This is a genomic window from Algoriella sp., from assembly GCF_036647415.1.
Classification (GTDB): domain Bacteria; phylum Bacteroidota; class Bacteroidia; order Flavobacteriales; family Weeksellaceae; genus Empedobacter.
In genome coordinates this window covers 3,705-21,461 of the sequence record NZ_JAVXKG010000030.1, presented here as the reverse complement: position 1 = coordinate 21,461, position 17,757 = coordinate 3,705, and the positions used below count along the sequence as shown (strand labels likewise).

Annotated in this window: 17 protein-coding genes; 9 read left to right on the top strand and 8 right to left on the bottom strand. The window is 30.9% G+C overall.

The window, feature by feature from the left end:
• Position 1: 1 nt before the first annotated feature.
• From RSC72_RS12245 to RSC72_RS12230, 4 genes are all read left to right on the top strand, one after another.
• On the top strand, positions 2 to 589 hold the full coding sequence (locus RSC72_RS12245; protein ID WP_332545604.1) for a methyltransferase domain-containing protein: 588 nt from the start codon (positions 2 to 4) through the stop codon (positions 587 to 589).
• Between the two features lie 136 nt (positions 590 to 725).
• Positions 726 to 2,165, top strand: a complete 1,440-nt coding sequence (locus RSC72_RS12240; protein WP_332566101.1) for an MBL fold metallo-hydrolase — start codon at positions 726 to 728, stop codon at positions 2,163 to 2,165.
• Between the two features lie 78 nt (positions 2,166 to 2,243).
• Positions 2,244 to 2,756 (top strand): hypothetical protein, encoded by a 513-nt coding sequence (locus tag RSC72_RS12235; RefSeq protein WP_332545600.1) that lies wholly within the window; start codon positions 2,244 to 2,246, stop codon positions 2,754 to 2,756.
• 35 nt (positions 2,757 to 2,791) lie between these two features.
• Positions 2,792 to 3,307 carry a hypothetical protein gene (locus tag RSC72_RS12230; RefSeq protein ID WP_332545599.1) on the top strand — a complete coding sequence of 172 codons (516 nt, stop codon included), beginning with the start codon at positions 2,792 to 2,794 and terminating at the stop codon, positions 3,305 to 3,307.
• Positions 3,308 to 3,321: 14 nt separating this feature from the next.
• Here the strand turns inward: RSC72_RS12230 and RSC72_RS12225 are convergent, their stop codons facing one another.
• Positions 3,322 to 4,563 carry a glycosyltransferase gene (locus tag RSC72_RS12225; protein ID WP_332545598.1) on the bottom strand — a complete coding sequence of 414 codons (1,242 nt, stop codon included), beginning with the start codon at positions 4,561 to 4,563 and terminating at the stop codon, positions 3,322 to 3,324.
• 118 nt (positions 4,564 to 4,681) lie between these two features.
• Here RSC72_RS12225 and RSC72_RS12220 point away from each other — a divergent pair, with 118 nt between their 5' ends.
• From RSC72_RS12220 to RSC72_RS12210, 3 genes are all read left to right on the top strand, one after another.
• Complete coding sequence (locus RSC72_RS12220) at positions 4,682 to 5,263, top strand: tRNA-(ms[2]io[6]A)-hydroxylase (protein WP_332545596.1); 582 nt, start codon at positions 4,682 to 4,684, stop codon at positions 5,261 to 5,263.
• A gap of 124 nt (positions 5,264 to 5,387) precedes the next feature.
• Positions 5,388 to 6,419: an LLM class flavin-dependent oxidoreductase gene (locus tag RSC72_RS12215; RefSeq protein ID WP_332545594.1), complete on the top strand. Its 1,032-nt coding sequence runs from the start codon at positions 5,388 to 5,390 to the stop codon at positions 6,417 to 6,419.
• A gap of 74 nt (positions 6,420 to 6,493) precedes the next feature.
• Entirely contained in the window at positions 6,494 to 7,159 is a 666-nt protein-coding gene (locus tag RSC72_RS12210; protein ID WP_332545592.1) for a DUF2490 domain-containing protein, read from the top strand.
• Between the two features lie 199 nt (positions 7,160 to 7,358).
• Here the strand turns inward: RSC72_RS12210 and RSC72_RS12205 are convergent, their stop codons facing one another.
• The 7 genes from RSC72_RS12205 to RSC72_RS12175 form a co-directional block, all read right to left on the bottom strand.
• Complete coding sequence (locus RSC72_RS12205; protein WP_332545590.1) at positions 7,359 to 8,027, bottom strand: hypothetical protein; 669 nt, start codon at positions 8,025 to 8,027, stop codon at positions 7,359 to 7,361.
• Positions 8,028 to 8,141: 114 nt separating this feature from the next.
• Positions 8,142 to 9,842 carry a ribonucleoside-diphosphate reductase subunit alpha gene (locus tag RSC72_RS12200; protein ID WP_332545588.1) on the bottom strand — a complete coding sequence of 567 codons (1,701 nt, stop codon included), beginning with the start codon at positions 9,840 to 9,842 and terminating at the stop codon, positions 8,142 to 8,144.
• 67 nt (positions 9,843 to 9,909) lie between these two features.
• Positions 9,910 to 10,869, bottom strand: a complete 960-nt coding sequence (locus RSC72_RS12195) for a ribonucleotide-diphosphate reductase subunit beta (protein WP_332545586.1) — start codon at positions 10,867 to 10,869, stop codon at positions 9,910 to 9,912.
• A gap of 382 nt (positions 10,870 to 11,251) precedes the next feature.
• Positions 11,252 to 12,826, bottom strand: a complete 1,575-nt coding sequence (gene rny, locus RSC72_RS12190; RefSeq protein ID WP_332566359.1) for a ribonuclease Y — start codon at positions 12,824 to 12,826, stop codon at positions 11,252 to 11,254.
• Between the two features lie 255 nt (positions 12,827 to 13,081).
• Positions 13,082 to 13,372 carry a cell division protein ZapA gene (locus RSC72_RS12185; protein WP_332546375.1) on the bottom strand — a complete coding sequence of 97 codons (291 nt, stop codon included), beginning with the start codon at positions 13,370 to 13,372 and terminating at the stop codon, positions 13,082 to 13,084.
• A 9-nt stretch (positions 13,373 to 13,381) separates the two neighbouring features.
• Positions 13,382 to 13,726, bottom strand: a complete 345-nt coding sequence (locus RSC72_RS12180) for a hypothetical protein (RefSeq protein WP_332546373.1) — start codon at positions 13,724 to 13,726, stop codon at positions 13,382 to 13,384.
• A gap of 121 nt (positions 13,727 to 13,847) precedes the next feature.
• The gene (locus tag RSC72_RS12175) at positions 13,848 to 14,669 is read right to left on the bottom strand and encodes a hypothetical protein (RefSeq protein ID WP_332546372.1); all 822 of its coding nucleotides are present in this window, start codon (positions 14,667 to 14,669) and stop codon (positions 13,848 to 13,850) included.
• Positions 14,670 to 14,910: 241 nt separating this feature from the next.
• Here RSC72_RS12175 and RSC72_RS12170 point away from each other — a divergent pair, with 241 nt between their 5' ends.
• Positions 14,911 to 16,599 carry a M23 family metallopeptidase gene (locus tag RSC72_RS12170; RefSeq protein ID WP_332546370.1) on the top strand — a complete coding sequence of 563 codons (1,689 nt, stop codon included), beginning with the start codon at positions 14,911 to 14,913 and terminating at the stop codon, positions 16,597 to 16,599.
• Positions 16,547 to 17,757, top strand: a 1,211-nt coding sequence (locus RSC72_RS12165; RefSeq protein ID WP_332578522.1) for a TonB-dependent receptor, incomplete at its 3' end; no start/stop codon positions are given. The genes RSC72_RS12170 and RSC72_RS12165, both read left to right, overlap by 53 nt.

Genomic DNA, 17,757 nt, shown 5'->3' with positions numbered 1-17,757 from the left:
TATGGATATTAACGCAGATTTCTGGAATGATAAATACACAAACAATGAAACGGGTTGGGATTTAAAATCCCCTTCTACTCCATTGAAAGAATATATTGATCAACTCGAAAATAAAGATATTAAAATCTTGATTCCTGGTTGCGGAAATGCTTACGAAGCAGAATATTTAGCAGAACAAGGTTTTACGGCAATTACATTGGTTGATATTTCGAAGGTTGTTGTAGAAATAATCAAAGAAAAATTTAAGAATAATCCGAATGTAAAAGTTATTCATCAAGATTTTTTTGAATTTGATGGACAATTTGATTTGATCTTAGAACAAACTTTTTTCTGTGCATTACCGCCTTATTTAAGACAAGATTATAGCATAAAAGTTAATCAACTTCTTACTGAAGAAGGAAAATTAGTTGGCGTAATGTTTAACCGTGATTTTGGGAATGATTTTCCTCCTTTTGGTGGAAACAAAACCGAATACGAAACTTATTTTAATGATTATTTTGATTTTAAAGTAATGGAAAAATGTTATAATTCTATTCCTCCAAGAGCTGACAACGAATTATTCATTAATCTAAAAAAGATCACAAAATAAGCAATGATATCATTCAGCTTATTGCATTAATTATCAATCTTATTTGATTTTAAATAGAAGAAAAGTATTAGAATTCATCTTTCTCAGAAAATTCTAAATTTTATTATTTGTAATTTTACACACTAAATTTATTCATATGAAAATTGAACAAATCTACACTGGTTGCCTAGCGCAAGGTGCATATTATATAGAAAGTAATGGCGAAGTTGCTATTATTGACCCGCTTAGAGAAACAAAATCATATATCGAACAAGCGACAAAAGATAATGCAAAAATTAAATATATTTTCGAGACGCATTTTCATGCAGATTTTGTTTCGGGACATGTAGATTTAGCAGAAAAAACAGGTGCTACAATTATTTATGGACCAACAGCTCAACCTGATTTTACGGCACATATCGCAACAGATGGAGAGGTTTTCAACTTAGGAAACATCACAATAACTGCTTTGCATACGCCAGGTCATACAATGGAAAGTACAACCTATTTATTGAAAGATGAAAACGGAAAAGATATTGCGATCTTTACTGGTGATACTTTATTTATAGGTGATGTAGGTCGTCCAGATTTGGCTCAAAAATTAGATTCAAATCTAACACAAGAAATGTTAGCTGGTTATTTATTTGACTCTTTGCGTACCAAAATTATGCCTTTGGCTGATGACATTACGGTATATCCCGCTCATGGCGCAGGTTCGGCTTGTGGAAAAAATATGAGTAAAGAAACTTTTGATTCTTTAGGACATCAAAAAGAAGTAAATTACGCTTTAAATCCTGCATTAACAAAAGAGGAATTTATTACTGAATTAACTTCAGGTTTGATGCCTCCTCCATTCTATTTCCCTGAAAATGTAATGATTAATAAAATGGGTGCAGAGTCTTTGGATGATGTAAAAAAACGTGCTAAAAAAGCATTAACTCCAGACGAATTTGTACAAGTTGCAGATGAAACTGGCGCTTTAATTTTAGATGTTCGTGATCCACAAACTTTCGCAGCTGGTTTTATTCCAAACTCAATAAACATCGGAATAAAAGGACAATTTGCTCCTTGGGTTGGTACATTGATTACAGATATTAAACAAACCATTTTAATTGTTGCAGAAGATGGTGGTGAAGACGAAGCAATTACTCGTTTGGCTCGTGTTGGATATGACAATACAATTGGATTTTTGAAAGGTGGTTTTCAATCTTGGTTAGATGCTGAGAAAGACTTTGACGAAATTGTATCAGTTTCTCCAGAAGAATTTGCAGAATTAGTTGACGAAACAGAATTAAAAGTTTTGGATGTTCGTAAACCAGGTGAATTTTCTACATCTCATGTAGAAGACGCAATTACAGCGCCATTAGATTTTATTAACGAATCGATGAAACTAATTGATCCAGAAGAAACTTATTTGGTACATTGTGCTGGTGGATATCGTTCGATGATTTTTACGTCTATTTTAAGAGCGCGTGGATTTGAGAATTTGATTGATGTTGCTGGTGGATTTGGAAAAATAAAAGAAGTAGAAGGAATAAAAATTGTAGAAGGAGTTTCTCCTTGTTCATTAGATTCTAACTCATGTTCAAAATCATAAACAATTTTAAACAATAAATAACGTTATAGCCTTGATTAAGTCAAGGCTTTTTTTATCTTCGTTAACTAAATTAATTCAATGAAAAATTTAATTATAATTGTTGCCCTTTTTAGTTGTATTTCGTCCTTTTCTCAACAGAAAATACGTGGTGCAGAGTCTTTTACACTTTCTATACCAAAAGGTTTTCAGCGCGCAATTGGATTAAATGATTATGCTACAATTCAGTTCGAAAGTCTTTCTCCGAAGCCAAATTCGTACGGTTTTGTTATTTTTGAACACAAAGATGAATTAAAATTAGCCGAAGCACATCTGGATATGATCGATTATACATTAAATTCTATCGAACCATATACCGAAAAACAAGGATTCAAATACATCAAACAACCATATATTTCGTATCAAAAAGGATTTAATTATGCGTATGCAGAATTTGAAACGAATGATCCAGAATCCGGAAATATCTATTTTCTACAAACTGTTATAGAAACAAAATTTTTTATTTATCAAATTTTACAATATTGTAGTTTTGAAAATAAAGATCTCATGAAAAGCGATTTTGTAACCATTGTTAATAGTTTTAAATTAGATTAATAATATTTATATTTGACAACTAAACTAAATTTTAAATGAAAAAAATAATCTTCACTTTTGCTATCGCCTTTACAATGGCAACAACCATAAATGCTCAATCTGCATTAATTGGTGCTGAACCTTTCACAATAAATTTACCTGCTGGATTTCAACGTACAATAGGAACAAATGATTTTGCAAGTGTACAATGGGGAAATGAGGAAACTGAAACGTATGGATTTGTTATTACAGAGAATCTTGACGAATTGAAAGTAGGTGATATTTCGGATAATTTAGAATCATATTTGGACATATCTATTTCAAATTACTCAAGTAATCCACAATTTAAATCTTTTCCATCTAAATTGTATAAAAATAAAAAAGGAAAAGAAACTCTTCAGAAGCAAATTAGCTATTACAATGAAGAAATGGAATCTACGGTATATTTACAATTCAATATTTTTAAATCAAAGAATTTCATCTATCAAGTAGTCAATTTTGGAAATAATGATTTCCTTAAGAATTCTAAAGAAAGTACAGATTATATTATAAACAATATTGATCTTCCATAATAACAAAAACCTTCCTAAACTGGAAGGTTTTTATTTTTTTGCTCAATCCAAAGCGACATATACTTTGTACTTTGATTGCTATGATGTTGTAAAATTTGTCCAATAAAATTATGATTTCGATGATTCCTTAATTCTTTAAAAATCATTTCTATTTTCTCTAAAAAATTATTCTCAAATAAAATTGAATTATAATTCTCATTCAATAGTTTAACGCCATTTTTTTGAGCTTTTTTCCATTCGTTTTCATTTGTGTACAACAAAACTGCTTTGTCTACAAAAGCATCTACATCATCTGCTACAAAACCATTCCAATCCAAGTTTTCTTGCATAGCTTCCGCTCCAACAGACGTGGTTACATTTGGCGTACCAGTTTGCATGGCGTCTACAAATTTACCTTTTACACCAGCTCCAAATTGTATTGGCGCTAATAAAACTTTATAATGTGACATTGTTTTTTGTGCATCATCCGCTCTACCTTTTACAAAAAAACGATCTTTAGAATTATTTAATTGAATCACTTTTTGAGTTGGATAAGCACCATAAATATGGATTTCTGCTTTTGGAAGTTTAGTTTTAAGAATTGGCCAAATCTTAGTTTTAAGAATTTGTACGCAATTAAAATTTGGTTCGTGTATAAAATTACCAATAAACATAAAATGCTCACGAGCCTCAAATTCAGTCCAATTATTTACTTTATCATCTGTAATAGATTTTTCCAAAAAAGGAAGATAATACAACAAACTTTCATCAATATTGAATTGATTTTTCAAAATTTCAATCTCTTGTTTCGAAATCATTAATGATAAATCACAACGTAAAATAGCGGCAACTTCTCTTTTTGCTAAATCTGAAAATAATAAATCGTTATTAAATTCGATTCCTTTTTTCGAAGCATTTTGACGTGCATTTCTCAAAAAATGTAAATCTTCTGTATCCAAAATTTTCATTGTATTTGGACATTCATTTGTTAAGCGCCAACTGTATTGTTCTTCTATCATAAAACGATCAAAAAGAGCAATTTCAGGATTTAAATCTCGCACAAAATCATTAAAACTTTCATCATTCAATTTGATTTCAACTTCTTTCACATCTTTTGATTTCAAATCAAAACTAAAATCAGATTTAGAAGCCGCACACGCAAATGTAATTTCGAAATCAGCTTTTAAGAAACAATCTATTAACTGAATCATTCGCGTTCCAGCCGCAGAAGAAGTTGGTTCTGGCCAAACTTGCCCGATGATTAAAAGTTTTTTCATTTTACAAAAATAATCGTTTTAATTCTAATATTTAATCATTCAAATTCAGTGTTCAAAAAATCAATCATTCTTTAATCCTAATAATATTTCGTAATTTTGCAGTTAAGAATGCTTTACAATGCTAGGATTAAAATTACTAACAGACCCACGTTGGGCTGATATTGCTGAAAGAAATTTAGAAGAAATATTAACAGATCACGCTTGGTGTGAGCAAAAAGCCGCTACCAATGCAATTACGATGATTGCCTACAATTCTGAACATGATGAATTTGTACAAGAAATGTCTGATATTGCAATAGAGGAAATGCAACATTTCAAAATGGTGGTCGAAATCATTCAACAACGTGGTTATGTTTTAGGACGAGAACGCAAAGATGATTATGTAGGTCAATTGATGAAATTCTGTAAAAAAGACGGTTCTCGTAACATGGCTTTTGTAGATCGTTTACTTTTTGCAGCTATGATAGAAGCAAGAAGCTGCGAACGTTTTCGTACATTATCACAAAATATAAATGATGATGAATTAGCAAAATTCTATCATGAATTAATGGTTTCTGAAGCCAATCATTATACAACTTTTCTTAATTTTGCTCGCAAATTATCAACAGATGTAGATGTAGAAAAACGTTGGAAAGAATGGTTAAATTTTGAAGGAAACCTTATCCAATCTTACGGAAATAAAGAAGCAATACACGGCTAAAAAATATAAAACAAATCAGAAAGAGTTAATTCATCCAAAATCGAATTAACTCTTTTTTGTTCTTACCCTACATCAACCTTTCTATAACTATTACACCATAAATTTGTATCATCAATCAATAATTATGGAATTAGGAATAGGAATGTTTGGAGATGTTCGCATCGACCAAAAAACTGGATATATACAATCTCCTCAACAGAGGTTAACAGAAATAATAGAGGAAGTAAAACTAATGGACGAAGTTGGTTTAGATTTTTTCGGAATTGGAGAACATCATCGCAAAGATTATGCTGTTTCTTCGCCCGAAATTGTATTGGCTGCCTTGTCTACCGTTACTAAAAATATAAAATTAGGTAGCGCCGTTTCTGTTATCAGTTCTACCGATCCTGTCAAACTTTATCAAGATTTTTCTACGGTTGATAATTTATCTAATGGACGCGCAGAAATAACTGCTGGACGTGGTTCTTTTATAGAATCTTACCCACTTTTTGGTTATGATTTGAGCGAATATGAACCTTTATTTGATGAAAAACTACGTTTATTGTTACAGTTAAATCAAGAAGAAGTTATCAATTGGAGAGGAGAATATAGAATGCCAATTATCAATCAAACTATTTATCCAAAACCAGTACAACAACAACTTCCTATTTGGGTTGCCGTAGGTGGTACAAAATCGTCTGTAGTAAGAGCTGCAACGCTTGGTTTACCAATTATGATTGCTATAATTGGTGGAAATCCTGCTGATTTTAAACCATTATTTGAGATTTACAAAATGGTTTATCAAGAAAATGGACATGATATTGATAAAATGCAAATTGGTGTACACATGCATTCTTTTTTTGGAGAAAATAATGAAGAAGTTGCCGAAAAATATTTCCCAATTTATGCAGCACAAATGACACGAATCGGAGCATCAAGAGGTTGGCCAAAATACACACAACCACAATTTGATTACGGACGTTCTACAAACGGACATTTGGTTGTTGGTGATGCAAATTTAGCAGTTGATAAAATTTTACAATACAAAGAAATGTTTGGTCTTACTCGCTTCTCGGCTCATATGGACGTTGGTGCGCCAGATCATTCAGAAATTATGAAATCTATCGAAATCTTTGGAAAAGAAATTGTTCCGAAAATAAAAAATACTTCAAAATAAAATAATAACTGACAAAAGACACCTATTTATAGCGTGTCTTTTTTTATTTTTAGTGCAGAATGAAAATGTTATTGATGAGGAAATATTTGGTCGCAGCTATTGTTGTAGGAAGTTTGCAAGTGGGATTAGCACAAGAAAGTGATTTTAGAACATGGGGAATTTTAAATATCAATCAAAAAATTGATAAAGATTGGTCTTTTCAATCTGATATTCAATATCGTACTTACGAGGATTTAGATCAATTGCAACAACTGTTAATTCGCGGTGGAATTGGTTATAATTTGACCGAAAATAACAACACAATTTTGGCTGGTTACGCCTATGTTCAAAATAGAGTTCCGACTTTAGATCACGATTATTCGCACAATCACGAACATCGTTTATATCAACAATTTAATACAAAACATGCTATAAATCGTTTTAATTTGGCACATCGTTTTCGTGTTGAAGAACGATTTTTACAAAACGACACACAATTTCGTTTTCGTTATCAATTAAGTGCTACCGTGCCATTAAATAACACAAAATTAATCAACAACACATGGTATTTGAAGGCTTATGACGAATTATTTTTACAAGCTGTGAAAGATAAAACCTTTGATAGAAATCGATTAGGATTGAGCTTAGGCTATTTTATTTCGCCAACATTTAGTTTTGAAGCTGGTTATATGTTACAAAGTCAAAAAACATCACACACCAATCAATTGATGCTTGGATTAACAATAAATAATCCGATATAAATCTCTTTTTAAAATTATTGAAAGACTGAATTCAGTTCAGTTTTTTATCTAAAATATGTGATTCTGAAACGAGTTCAGAATGACTAAAAAAGAGAGAATTTCGTTTAGTATAACGAAATTCTCTCTTTTTTTAATAATAATTCTTTTTAATCTTAGTTCTAAAATATCCAATTATTTTAAATGAAAATCTATTTTAAAATCACTCAATAAAATAATACCAAGATGCATCAAACTTTCCTCGTTTTTGTTCTATTTTTAGTTTTTCTCCAATAAAACTTGAATAATATTTTCTATAATCTGTTTTTATCTTTTTTTCTCCAAATTTATTATTCCAATCTTCAATAATTAAATAATATACTTTTCTTCTTATTTTTCTCGTTTCAATTTTATTTAAAATATGAGTTTCAAAAACTTGAGGAGTAGATTTATCGTACATACAATTAACTATGATAACGGAATAAAAAGAAAATCCTTCAATTAATAGTATAATAAAAATATTATAAACTAAATGCTCTTTTTTAGAAATCAATTCTATAAAATTATTAAAATAATAAATTGTTAGAATTAATAACGCTATTATAATGGATGGAATCCATATATTACTATGATCTAACACGTTATAATCGATAAAACTTCTACCGATAATTCCAAAACAAGACAAAATAAAACCAATAGAAATTGTTGGAATATTAGGTCTGATTTCAGGTTCTATTGAGATTAAACCATGATAATATCTAACTAAAAATATACAAAAAATAGGAAAAAAAAACGAAATGTAAATTAAAACTTCCTTGAAATAAGGAGAAAGAAATGTACTCAAACCTAAAATACATCCAATAATATTAATTAATACAGCCTTTTTTTTCAACGACTTTAAATGATTAAAATTTTGTTCGATAATTACTAAATTTTTTAATTAATAAAATTCAAAAATCCGCTCTAAAAGCGGATTTTCATTTATGATAAAATATATCTTTTCCTATTAAGACTCACAAGAAGAACAAGAAACTAAATTTGCTACTAATTCTTTTGAAACAGATTGAGAACGTTGATAATATAAAGTTTTCACACCTAATTGCCATGCCTCTATCATTAATTTATTTACTTCTTTTACCGCTAATTCTGCTGGAATATTAAGATTTAATGATTGTGATTGATCGACATATTTTTGACGAATCGCTGCTTGTTGAATAATCTCTAATTGAGAAATTTCTTTGAATGTCTTGAAAACATCTTTCTCCTCTTGCGACAATTCTGCGATGTGTTGTACAGAACCACCATTCAACATAATTCCACGCCAAACATCTTCGTTATCTAAGCCTTTTTCTTGTAATAATTTTGTCAAATATTTATTCTTACGCATGAAATTACCTTTCGATAATCCTGCTTTGTAATAATTAGATGCAAATGGCTCAATTCCTGGAGATGTTTGCCCTAAAATAGCCGAAGAAGACGTAGTTGGCGCAATAGCACACGTTGTTGTATTACGACGTCCGTAACCTTTCAATACTTCTGGTTCTCCGTAAATACGTGCTAATTCTTCTGTTGCTCTATCTGCTTTTGACTGAATATGTTTGAAAATTTCTGTCGTACGCAATTTTGCCTCCATTCCTTCAAAAGGAATCATGTTGCGTTGTAAATAAGAATGCCATCCCAAAACGCCTAAACCTAATGCACGGTGACGTTTCGCAAAACGATTAGCTGAAGCCAAATAATGGTTTCCTTCCGTTTTCTCTATAAATTCCTGTAAAACAGCGTCTAAGAAGAAAATAGCTAACTTTACAGCTTCTGTATCTTTCCATTCATCATACAATTCTAAATTCATAGATGATAAACAACAAATAAAAGATTCGTCTTCTGCTGATGGTAACATAATTTCTGAACAAAGATTAGATGCATTAATTCGCATACCTAAATCCTTGTAAACCTGTGGTTTATTTTTATTTACATTATCTGAAAAGAATAAATAAGGTAAACCTTTTTCTTGACGAGATTCTAAAACTTTTGCCCAAATTTGACGTTTATCCGCATCACCATCTATCATTTCTTGCATCCAATAATCTGGTACACAAACACCATAAAATAAATTTTGAATAGAACTTCCGATAGATTTAATCTTCAAAAATTCTTCAATATCTGGATGATCGATGTCTAAATAAGCCGCAAAAGCACCACGACGAGTAGAACCTTGTGAAACAACATTCATTGCAGAGTTGAACAATTCCATAAAAGAAACCGCTCCACTACTCTTTCCGTTGTCTGTAATTGTAGCACCACGCTCACGTAATTCTCCAAAATAACCAGAAGTTCCACCACCAATTTTCGTTTGCATGATAACTTCGCCTAATTTGTGCGTAATTCCTTCTATACTATCTGGAATATGAACATTGAAACAAGAAATTGGTAAACCACGCTCTGTTCCCATATTTGCCCAAATTGGTGAAGATAAACTCATCCAACCACGCTCAATCATTTCTTTGAAAGATTCTTGCAATTCTGGTTTATATAGACGCTTTGCCGCTGCTGCAGTAATACGATCAATTGCTCCTTCTACAGTTTCACCTTTTAGCAAATAACCTCTGTTCAAAATTTGTTCAGATTCTGAATTTTTCCACCATAATTTTGGCGTTTCTCCGTCAAAAAATGTATTTTGAACTTCGTCGTGTGAAATTGGTTGATCCATAGTTTTAGAATTTTATTGATGTAATATTTTATGTATAAAAGTTGTGTTTTGATGATAATATTTCAGATTAGAACAAATCGTCTGCCGAAATACTTTTGTCATGTTTTGTGTAATCTACAGGTCTTTTAGCGAAAAAATCGTCTAAACTACTTGCGAAAACTTCTTCTTCAAACCAAGCCATTGCTTTGAATTGCTCTTGTGAAATATGAAATATTTTCTTGAAACCAATTTTTGTAATTGCTTCATCAATACGGTATTTCATATAATTTAATAAATCTTGTTTGGTATAATAACCAAATTCTCCTTTCTCGAAAATCCAGTTCAACATACTTTCTTCTTGGTCAATATAACCACGAACCGCAGTTTCTACCCAATTTTGATCTAATTCTGCTGGTAATAAACCTTCTTCTCTAATTTTATTGATTAAATAAATACCTGCATTTGCGTGTATTTGTTCATCCGTAGATGTCCAAGCAATAATATTTGCTGTATTTTTCATTAATCCATCAAAGCGTGTAAATGCTAAGATGTTTGCAAATTTTGAAAACAAAGAACTATCCTCGATAACTAAAGCAAAAAATAATAATTTCTCTACAATCGATTTGTTTTGATCGCGCATAATATCTCCAACAAAGTCATTATAACTCTTGAAAATTGGATTTTGTAACGCAATACTAAACTCGTCCAAGTAACCATTAACTTCTAAAATTCGAGAATATGCCTCAGAATGTCTAAACTCACATTCTGCAAAAGTAGCTCCCAAACCATTTAATTCTGGTTTTGGAAAATAGTGATACAAATCTCCCCAAAAACCTTTTACAGTAACCTCAATTTGTGCAATTGATAAAATAGAGCGTTTGTGAATTTCTCTGTTTACTTCGTCTAAATTCGCATTAAAATCTTGAATATCCGAAGTAAAATCTACTTCTCCGTGTACCCAATATGATTTTTGAATTGCTTCTGTAAACGTTAAAATTTCTGGATATTCAAACGGTTTATAATTTACTCTTTTATCAAATATTGACATGTTTTTTCGGTCTTTTTTAATTAATAGTTAGCGTTAAAAGCGATTAGAATAGGTTTTTTTATCGAAGATAAATAGGTGTATTTTTTTTAATAATTGAACCTCAATAGTGTTACAATTTCGCTTTGACAACTTATGGTTTCTTTCAAAATTAAGATAAGATTTTACAATTAAAAATTTTGGAATCTTAAAAATTAAAAAGGTTATCAACAAGTTGTTAATTACTTGATTTTCAATTTATTGTTTTTATAGTTATATCCCCTATAAGTTAATAATTTTTATCAAAACTACAACTATATGTTCTATTATTTTTCTATAAATTAACACAAAAAATAGGCAAGCCTTGATGTAGACTTGCCTATAAGAAAATATTAAATTCTAAATTTTATCTTGCAATATTTACAGCTCTCGTTTCACGAATTACTGTAACACGAACTTGACCTGGGTATGTCATTTCGTTTTGAATTTTATCAGAAATTAAGAAAGATAATTCTGCAGCTTTTGCATCATCTACTTTATCACTTTCTACAATCACACGTAACTCACGACCTGCCTGAATTGCGTATGCTTTTTCTACACCATCAAAATTAAGTGCTGTAGCTTCCAAATCTTTTAAACGTTGCATATATGATTCTACAACTTGACGACGCGCGCCTGGACGAGCTCCAGAAATTGCATCGGCAACCTGAATAATTGGCGACAATAAAGATGTCATTTCAATTTCGTCGTGGTGAGCTCCAATTGCATTAATTACATCTGGATGTTCTCCGTATTTTTCTGCCCACTGCATTCCTAAGATTGCGTGAGGTAATTCTGATTCTTGTTCAGGAACTTTACCAATATCATGTAATAAACCTGCACGTTTTGCTAATTTAGGATTTAAACCTAATTCCGCAGCCAACGTTCCTGCTAAGTTTGCCACCTCGCGAGAGTGTTGTAATAAGTTTTGACCGTAAGAAGAACGATATTTCATACGTCCTACAATACGAACTAAATCTTTATGTAAACCATGAATTCCTAAATCTAAGATTGTTTTCTTACCAATCTCTATAATTTCGTCTTCAATTTGTTTTGTCGTTTTCGCTACAACTTCCTCTATACGAGCAGGATGTATACGACCATCTGTTACCAAACGGTGTAATGATAAACGAGCTATTTCACGACGAACAGGATCGAAACAAGAAAGAATAATTGCTTCTGGCGTGTCATCTACAATAACCTCAACTCCTGTTGCAGCTTCTATAGCACGAATATTACGACCTTCACGACCAATGATACGTCCTTTAATTTCGTCTGATTCGATATTAAATACAGAAACAGCATTTTCTATTGCTTGCTCTGTACCAATACGTTGAATAGAAGAAATTACAATTTTACGTGCTTCATTCTTAGCGTCTAACTCTGCTTCTTCCATAATTTCTTGGATATGAGCTTGAGCTTTTGTTTTTGCTTCGTCTTTCAGCACTTCAATCAATTCTGTGCGAGCTTCCTCTGCAGAATAATTTGAAATTTTTTCAAGTATTTCTACTTGTTTTTTATGCATCGTATCTACTTCTTTTTGCTTAATATTAAGCTTTTCGGTACGAGATTGAATATTTCCTTTCTCAGATTTTATCTGATCTTTTTGCTTCTGAATTTCAGAGAAATCTAATTTATTACGATCTTCTCTTTCTTTAACTTTTAGTTCAGCGTCAGCTACTTTTCGTTCGCGTTGATTTACGACCTCTTCGTGTTTAGATTTTAACTCTAAAAATTTTTCTTTCGCTTGAAATATTTTTTCTTTTTTAATGGTTTCACCATCTTTTTCAGCATCATTAATCAGTACTTGAGCTTTGCGAGTTGCTTCATCAATTAGATCTTGGTTCTGTTTGTCTACCGACTTTTTTGATAAAAAATACCCAACTACAGCTCCTACGATTAATGTAACAATAGCAATAATTATTGTTGTCATTGTGTCCATAGATTATGTAATGTTTATATATAAAAAATCCTACACTAGTAAAGTATGTTTTGAGTTAACTCCTGAAAACAGGATTTGAGTTAGTCCGTCAGTCAAGTATCCGCTGTCAATAAATTGAACCCAAAGGTTGCGGCCCGCTTTCCGAACGATGTTCACTCGGTAACAAAATTAAATGTTGAGTTAACCAAAATAGCTAGAACTAATGTAGGAATATTGTTATTTGTACAGTTTTTCAACTGTAAGAACTTCTCGTATTTATTTTGTGATTGATTGATCAATCAATTCTAATAATTTAGAAATGCGCTCTGTTGTCATTTCTTCATTATCTTTTACTTGCTTTTTCAATTTTGCTTCGCGTATAGCCAATTGTATGGTTACCATTGCAAGTGCGTCTTGTTTGTCAGATACAGCGTATTTTTGTTCAAATTGTTTCAAAATATGGTTAATTTCTTCTGCACAAGCCATAACCATTTCTTCTTCATCAGAATTTACCGTCATTGGATAATGACGTGAAGCAATTTTTATCTCAATTCGTTGAGTTGACATTCTTTTTTATTAATTATTAGTTTTAATTTGAGCGATGCAAGAATCTACTTCTTTTATCAATTTATTCATTCGTTGCTTCATCATTTGTTTATACTCCTGACTTCCGCTCATGGCATTTACGACTTTTAATCGCTTTACCTCTTCATTCAAATTTAAGTTATTCGCCTGCGAATCTCTCAATTTATTTTTTAATCTAGCGTTTTCTTCCTTTAGAGAATTCAATTCTTTTTGAAAAGATTCCATCTCTTTTTCAGAATTATTCGCACGTTTCAATATATCGTTATTATTCTCTAACTGGCTTAAAACGCTTAAAACTTTGTCTTCAAGTTCTTTAAATTTTACCATTTTTTCCATCTTCAGAGAATTTCAATTATTCTAGCTTCTATTGCAAAAATAGTATTTTTTTACATGTAATCAATACAAAAACCTAAATTTTGTCAGTTTTTTCTTATTCTTTTGACAAATAGACTTTTAGTCACAATTTTGTTTTAATTTCTCTGGTTTTAAAACGTCTCAACACATACTTTATTGCAAAACACAAAAATAATACCGAAAGAATTGTTGGCAGAAATTTAAAAATAACGATGATAAACGATTTAAAATAATAAACACCATCTTGCCAACTCTGTTTTAACTCATATCCTAAATTGATTTCCCTGTAAATTTTAATTTCTGATTGTGGTATAATCATCGAGACAACATGCGGTTCTTCTGACAATTTGTAAACAATTGTTGCGTAATTAACTGCATCATTTATCAATGCTTTATTTACTTTATTCTCGATTTGTTTTGCAATTTTTACAGATTGATTATTTTCATTTTTAAGTTCATTCTCATACTTTTCAAATGTCATTTCTTCATTATTAATCAAAATATGATCAATTATAACTCCTTTTTCTAATGCAAATTTGACATGTTCGCGTAATTGATTGGCAGGAACTTTAAGTTCTATGAAATTTATTTGTTGAACTTTCTCCATCTTTTTTATTTGCTCCGCAGAAATATCAACTTGATCTGAATCTAAGGTTTGATTATTTAATTCACTATTCAAAATAAAACCTTTCAAATCAATTGCATTTTGTTCTATTTCTTGTCCATTTTTCATCACATCTGCCACTTTCATTTCAATCAAAGCATTCGATTTAAAAACTTTCCCCTCCACTTTAGGATTCGTAGCACTAGAAATCATATCTGTAGACGTATTATTTTCCATTGCTCCAGAACTTTCATTTCCTTCGTATTTTTTACAACCAACTATTGATACAATAATTAAAATTGAGAAGATTACTTTTTTCATTTTCGTTATTTTTTAAAGTTTTTCTTAAAATTAATTACCCAACATTCAAAAACGTCAGACAAACTCTTTACTTTTTCTTGTTATTTATTTTACAAACACAACCATATGTAAATCATGTATTTGAATTTGTTTTACAAAAGATTTTACTAAAATAATTTTCAGATATTCAAAAGTTTAAGACAGTTTGTAAAAGATTTATTTTATTTTTAGCTGAATTGTTAATTTATTTTAGAAAAAGAAGATGAACGTGATAAAACCAATTATCCTAAACCTATTATTAAGTACTATTGTTTTTGGACAACGAGCTGAACAACCAAAACCTGAAACTTATCCAAAAAATATTTTTCAGAATCCTTTAGAAATTGCGAATTATTTGGCTGGAAACTTTGGCGAATTACGCGCAAATCATTTCCATGCTGGTTTAGATATAAAAACACAACAACGAGAAGGATTAAAAGTAAAAGCAATTGGCCATGGCTACATTTCTCGTATTAATATTTCGCCAACAGGCTACGGTAACGCATTATATATAGATCATCCTAATGGATATACTTCTGTATATGCACATTTGAGAGAATTTACGCCTGAGTTACAAGAATACGTGCGTAAACAACAATATGCAAATGAGACTTTTAAAATAGAATTACACCCAAAGCCAAATGAACTACCTATAAAAATTGGTGATTTGATTGCTCTTTCTGGTAATTCTGGTGGTTCCGGTGGTCCACATTTACATTTCGAGATTCGTGATACAAAATCTGAAGAACCAATCAATCCATTTTATTTCGGATTTGATTTACCTGACTCAAAAAAACCATCTATTTTAGGTTTATATGCTTATCCTATTCTTGGAGATGTTAATCAAAAAACAAATCGCGTTGTTGTTGCAAATGGTGGAATAATATCTGCTTCTGGTAAAATTGGTTTCGGTGTAAAAGCATACGACAAACAAAATGGATCTGAAAACAACAATGGAATACATCAAATAAATATTAGCGTAAATGATGAACCTATTTATACATTTACAGCAAATCGTTTTTCTTTTGATGAAGCGCGCGCAATAAATGCAACATGTGATTATGCCGATATGCAAAAAAACAACAGTTGGGTTTATCAAGGTTTTGTAAAAGATGGAAATCCACTTCGATTATTTTCTAATTTAAAGAATAATGGAATTTTAGACGTTGTTGATGGCGAAACATATAAAATAAAAATTGAAGTGAAAGATTATGCAGGAAATGCATCTACTTCACAATTTACAGTTAACGGAAAACCTTTTATTGACTCTGCAAAACTTCCTGAAACAAATCCTATGGCTTGGAACAAGGAAAATCATTTTAAAACAGATGGAATAGAAATCTTTTTCCCGAAAGGTATTTTTTATGAAGATTTTGATTTAAGTTATAAATTATCAAATAATAAACATTGGGTTGGTGATTCTAATTTTCCTGTTCATCAAAATTATACTATCGCAATAGATCCAAAAGATATTCCGACAGCACAATTAGACAAAGCTGTGATTGTTAGAGAATATCAAAAAAGAGGCGCTTGGAAAAAAGATTATTTGACAACAGAGCTCAAAAATGGGAAGCTGGTTGCAAATCCAAAGGATTTTGGTGTATTTTCTATCATGCTTGATAATACTAAACCAACAATTACTCCGTTAAACATCAAAGAAAATAGTCAGTTTTCGCAGACAAATACAATTATTCGTTTTACGATAAATGACGAACATTCAGGAATTAAAGACTATAAAGCCTTTATAGATGGTAAATGGGTTTTAGCCGAGTATGATCAAAAAATAAAACGATTAACAATTAATCTAACAAAAGAAAATATTTCGGTTGGCGACCATCAATTAGAACTAAACGTGAAAGATGAAAAAAACAACACAGCAACCTACTCTACGTCATTCAAAAAGATTTCTTAGCACAATAAGTTTATCTTTATTGGGCGGACTTTTATTTGCACAGACAGCACAAGTTACCGGAAAAGTTGTCGACGAAAATAGAATTCCAATCAGCGAAGCTGAAATCATATTGAATGATAAGTCTTATTATGCAGATCAAAATGGAAATTTCAAAATAGAAATTCCATCAAATCAATCTGTAACTATAACTTTCAACACAAATGGTTATTCATCTTTTGCGCAAACTTTCAATTTAAAAGATAAAAATAAGAAAGAGATTTTTGTACAATTGGTTCCAGATAAATCAAATGCGATACAGTTAGAAGAAGCAACAATTACATTTCAATCAAATAAAAATAAACCTTTGCAAAGCACAACTTTAAGTGCAGCACAAATGCAACAAGGACCAAGTTTAACGGGCGGAGTTGCAGATTTATTGAAAACATTGCCTTTCGTAAATTCTAACACCGAATTGAGTTCACAATATATGGTTCGCGGTGGTAATTACGACGAAAATTTAATTTACGTTAACGGAATCGAAGTTTACAAACCACAGTTAATTCGTTCGGGAGAACAAGAAGGTTTAGGTTTTGTAAATCCTGCGATGACAGAGTTTATTAATTTTTCTGCTGGTGGTTGGGAAGCAAAATATGGTGATAAAATGTCATCTGTTTTAGATGTTACATACAAACGTCCAAAGAAATTTGAAGGTCAATTGGAAGCAAGTTTGATGGGCGGAAGTTTAACACTTGGAGGAGCATCTAAAAACAAAAAACTTTCTGCAATAGTTGGCGCACGCTATCAAAACAGAAATTTAGTTCTCAATACACTAAAAGGTGATACAAATTTCAACCCGCAATATTACGATGTACAGACCAACATCAATTATAAAATAAATGAAAAATGGAATGTTTCATTTTTAGGAACAATGTCGCGTTCACGTTACGAAATGGTTCCTTTTAAACGTGATACTTACATCAATGCAATTGATAATCCATTGTTATTAACGGTTTTTTATAACGGTAAAGAGGATGATAAATTTGCGACAGAAACAGGAAGTTTATCATTTACATTTCAACCAAATTCTAGTTTAGATTTAGGTTTAGATATTTTTGCGTATCATTCTAAAGAACAAGAATATTTTGATATTCAGGGTTCTTATTTTATTTCAGAAGTTGA

Bases quoted from the DNA above. Each gene is read 5' to 3' on its own strand.
- RSC72_RS12230 (WP_332545599.1), top strand. From the start codon at position 2,792: ATGAAAAAAATAATCTTCACTTTTGCTATCGCCTTTACAATGGCAACA.
- RSC72_RS12175 (WP_332546372.1), bottom strand. From the start codon at position 14,669: ATGAAAAAAGTAATCTTCTCAATTTTAATTATTGTATCAATAGTTGGT.
- RSC72_RS12170 (WP_332546370.1), top strand. From the start codon at position 14,911: ATGAACGTGATAAAACCAATTATCCTAAACCTATTATTAAGTACTATT.
- rny (WP_332566359.1), bottom strand. From the start codon at position 12,826: ATGGACACAATGACAACAATAATTATTGCTATTGTTACATTAATCGTA.
- RSC72_RS12215 (WP_332545594.1), top strand. From the start codon at position 5,388: ATGGAATTAGGAATAGGAATGTTTGGAGATGTTCGCATCGACCAAAAA.
- RSC72_RS12180 (WP_332546373.1), bottom strand. From the start codon at position 13,726: ATGGAAAAAATGGTAAAATTTAAAGAACTTGAAGACAAAGTTTTAAGC.
- RSC72_RS12220 (WP_332545596.1), top strand. From the start codon at position 4,682: ATGCTAGGATTAAAATTACTAACAGACCCACGTTGGGCTGATATTGCT.
- RSC72_RS12200 (WP_332545588.1), bottom strand. From the start codon at position 9,842: ATGGATCAACCAATTTCACACGACGAAGTTCAAAATACATTTTTTGAC.
- RSC72_RS12225 (WP_332545598.1), bottom strand. From the start codon at position 4,563: ATGAAAAAACTTTTAATCATCGGGCAAGTTTGGCCAGAACCAACTTCT.
- RSC72_RS12240 (WP_332566101.1), top strand. From the start codon at position 726: ATGAAAATTGAACAAATCTACACTGGTTGCCTAGCGCAAGGTGCATAT.
- RSC72_RS12235 (WP_332545600.1), top strand. From the start codon at position 2,244: ATGAAAAATTTAATTATAATTGTTGCCCTTTTTAGTTGTATTTCGTCC.
- RSC72_RS12185 (WP_332546375.1), bottom strand. From the start codon at position 13,372: ATGTCAACTCAACGAATTGAGATAAAAATTGCTTCACGTCATTATCCA.
- RSC72_RS12210 (WP_332545592.1), top strand. From the start codon at position 6,494: ATGAGGAAATATTTGGTCGCAGCTATTGTTGTAGGAAGTTTGCAAGTG.
- RSC72_RS12195 (WP_332545586.1), bottom strand. From the start codon at position 10,869: ATGTCAATATTTGATAAAAGAGTAAATTATAAACCGTTTGAATATCCA.
- RSC72_RS12245 (WP_332545604.1), top strand. From the start codon at position 2: ATGGATATTAACGCAGATTTCTGGAATGATAAATACACAAACAATGAA.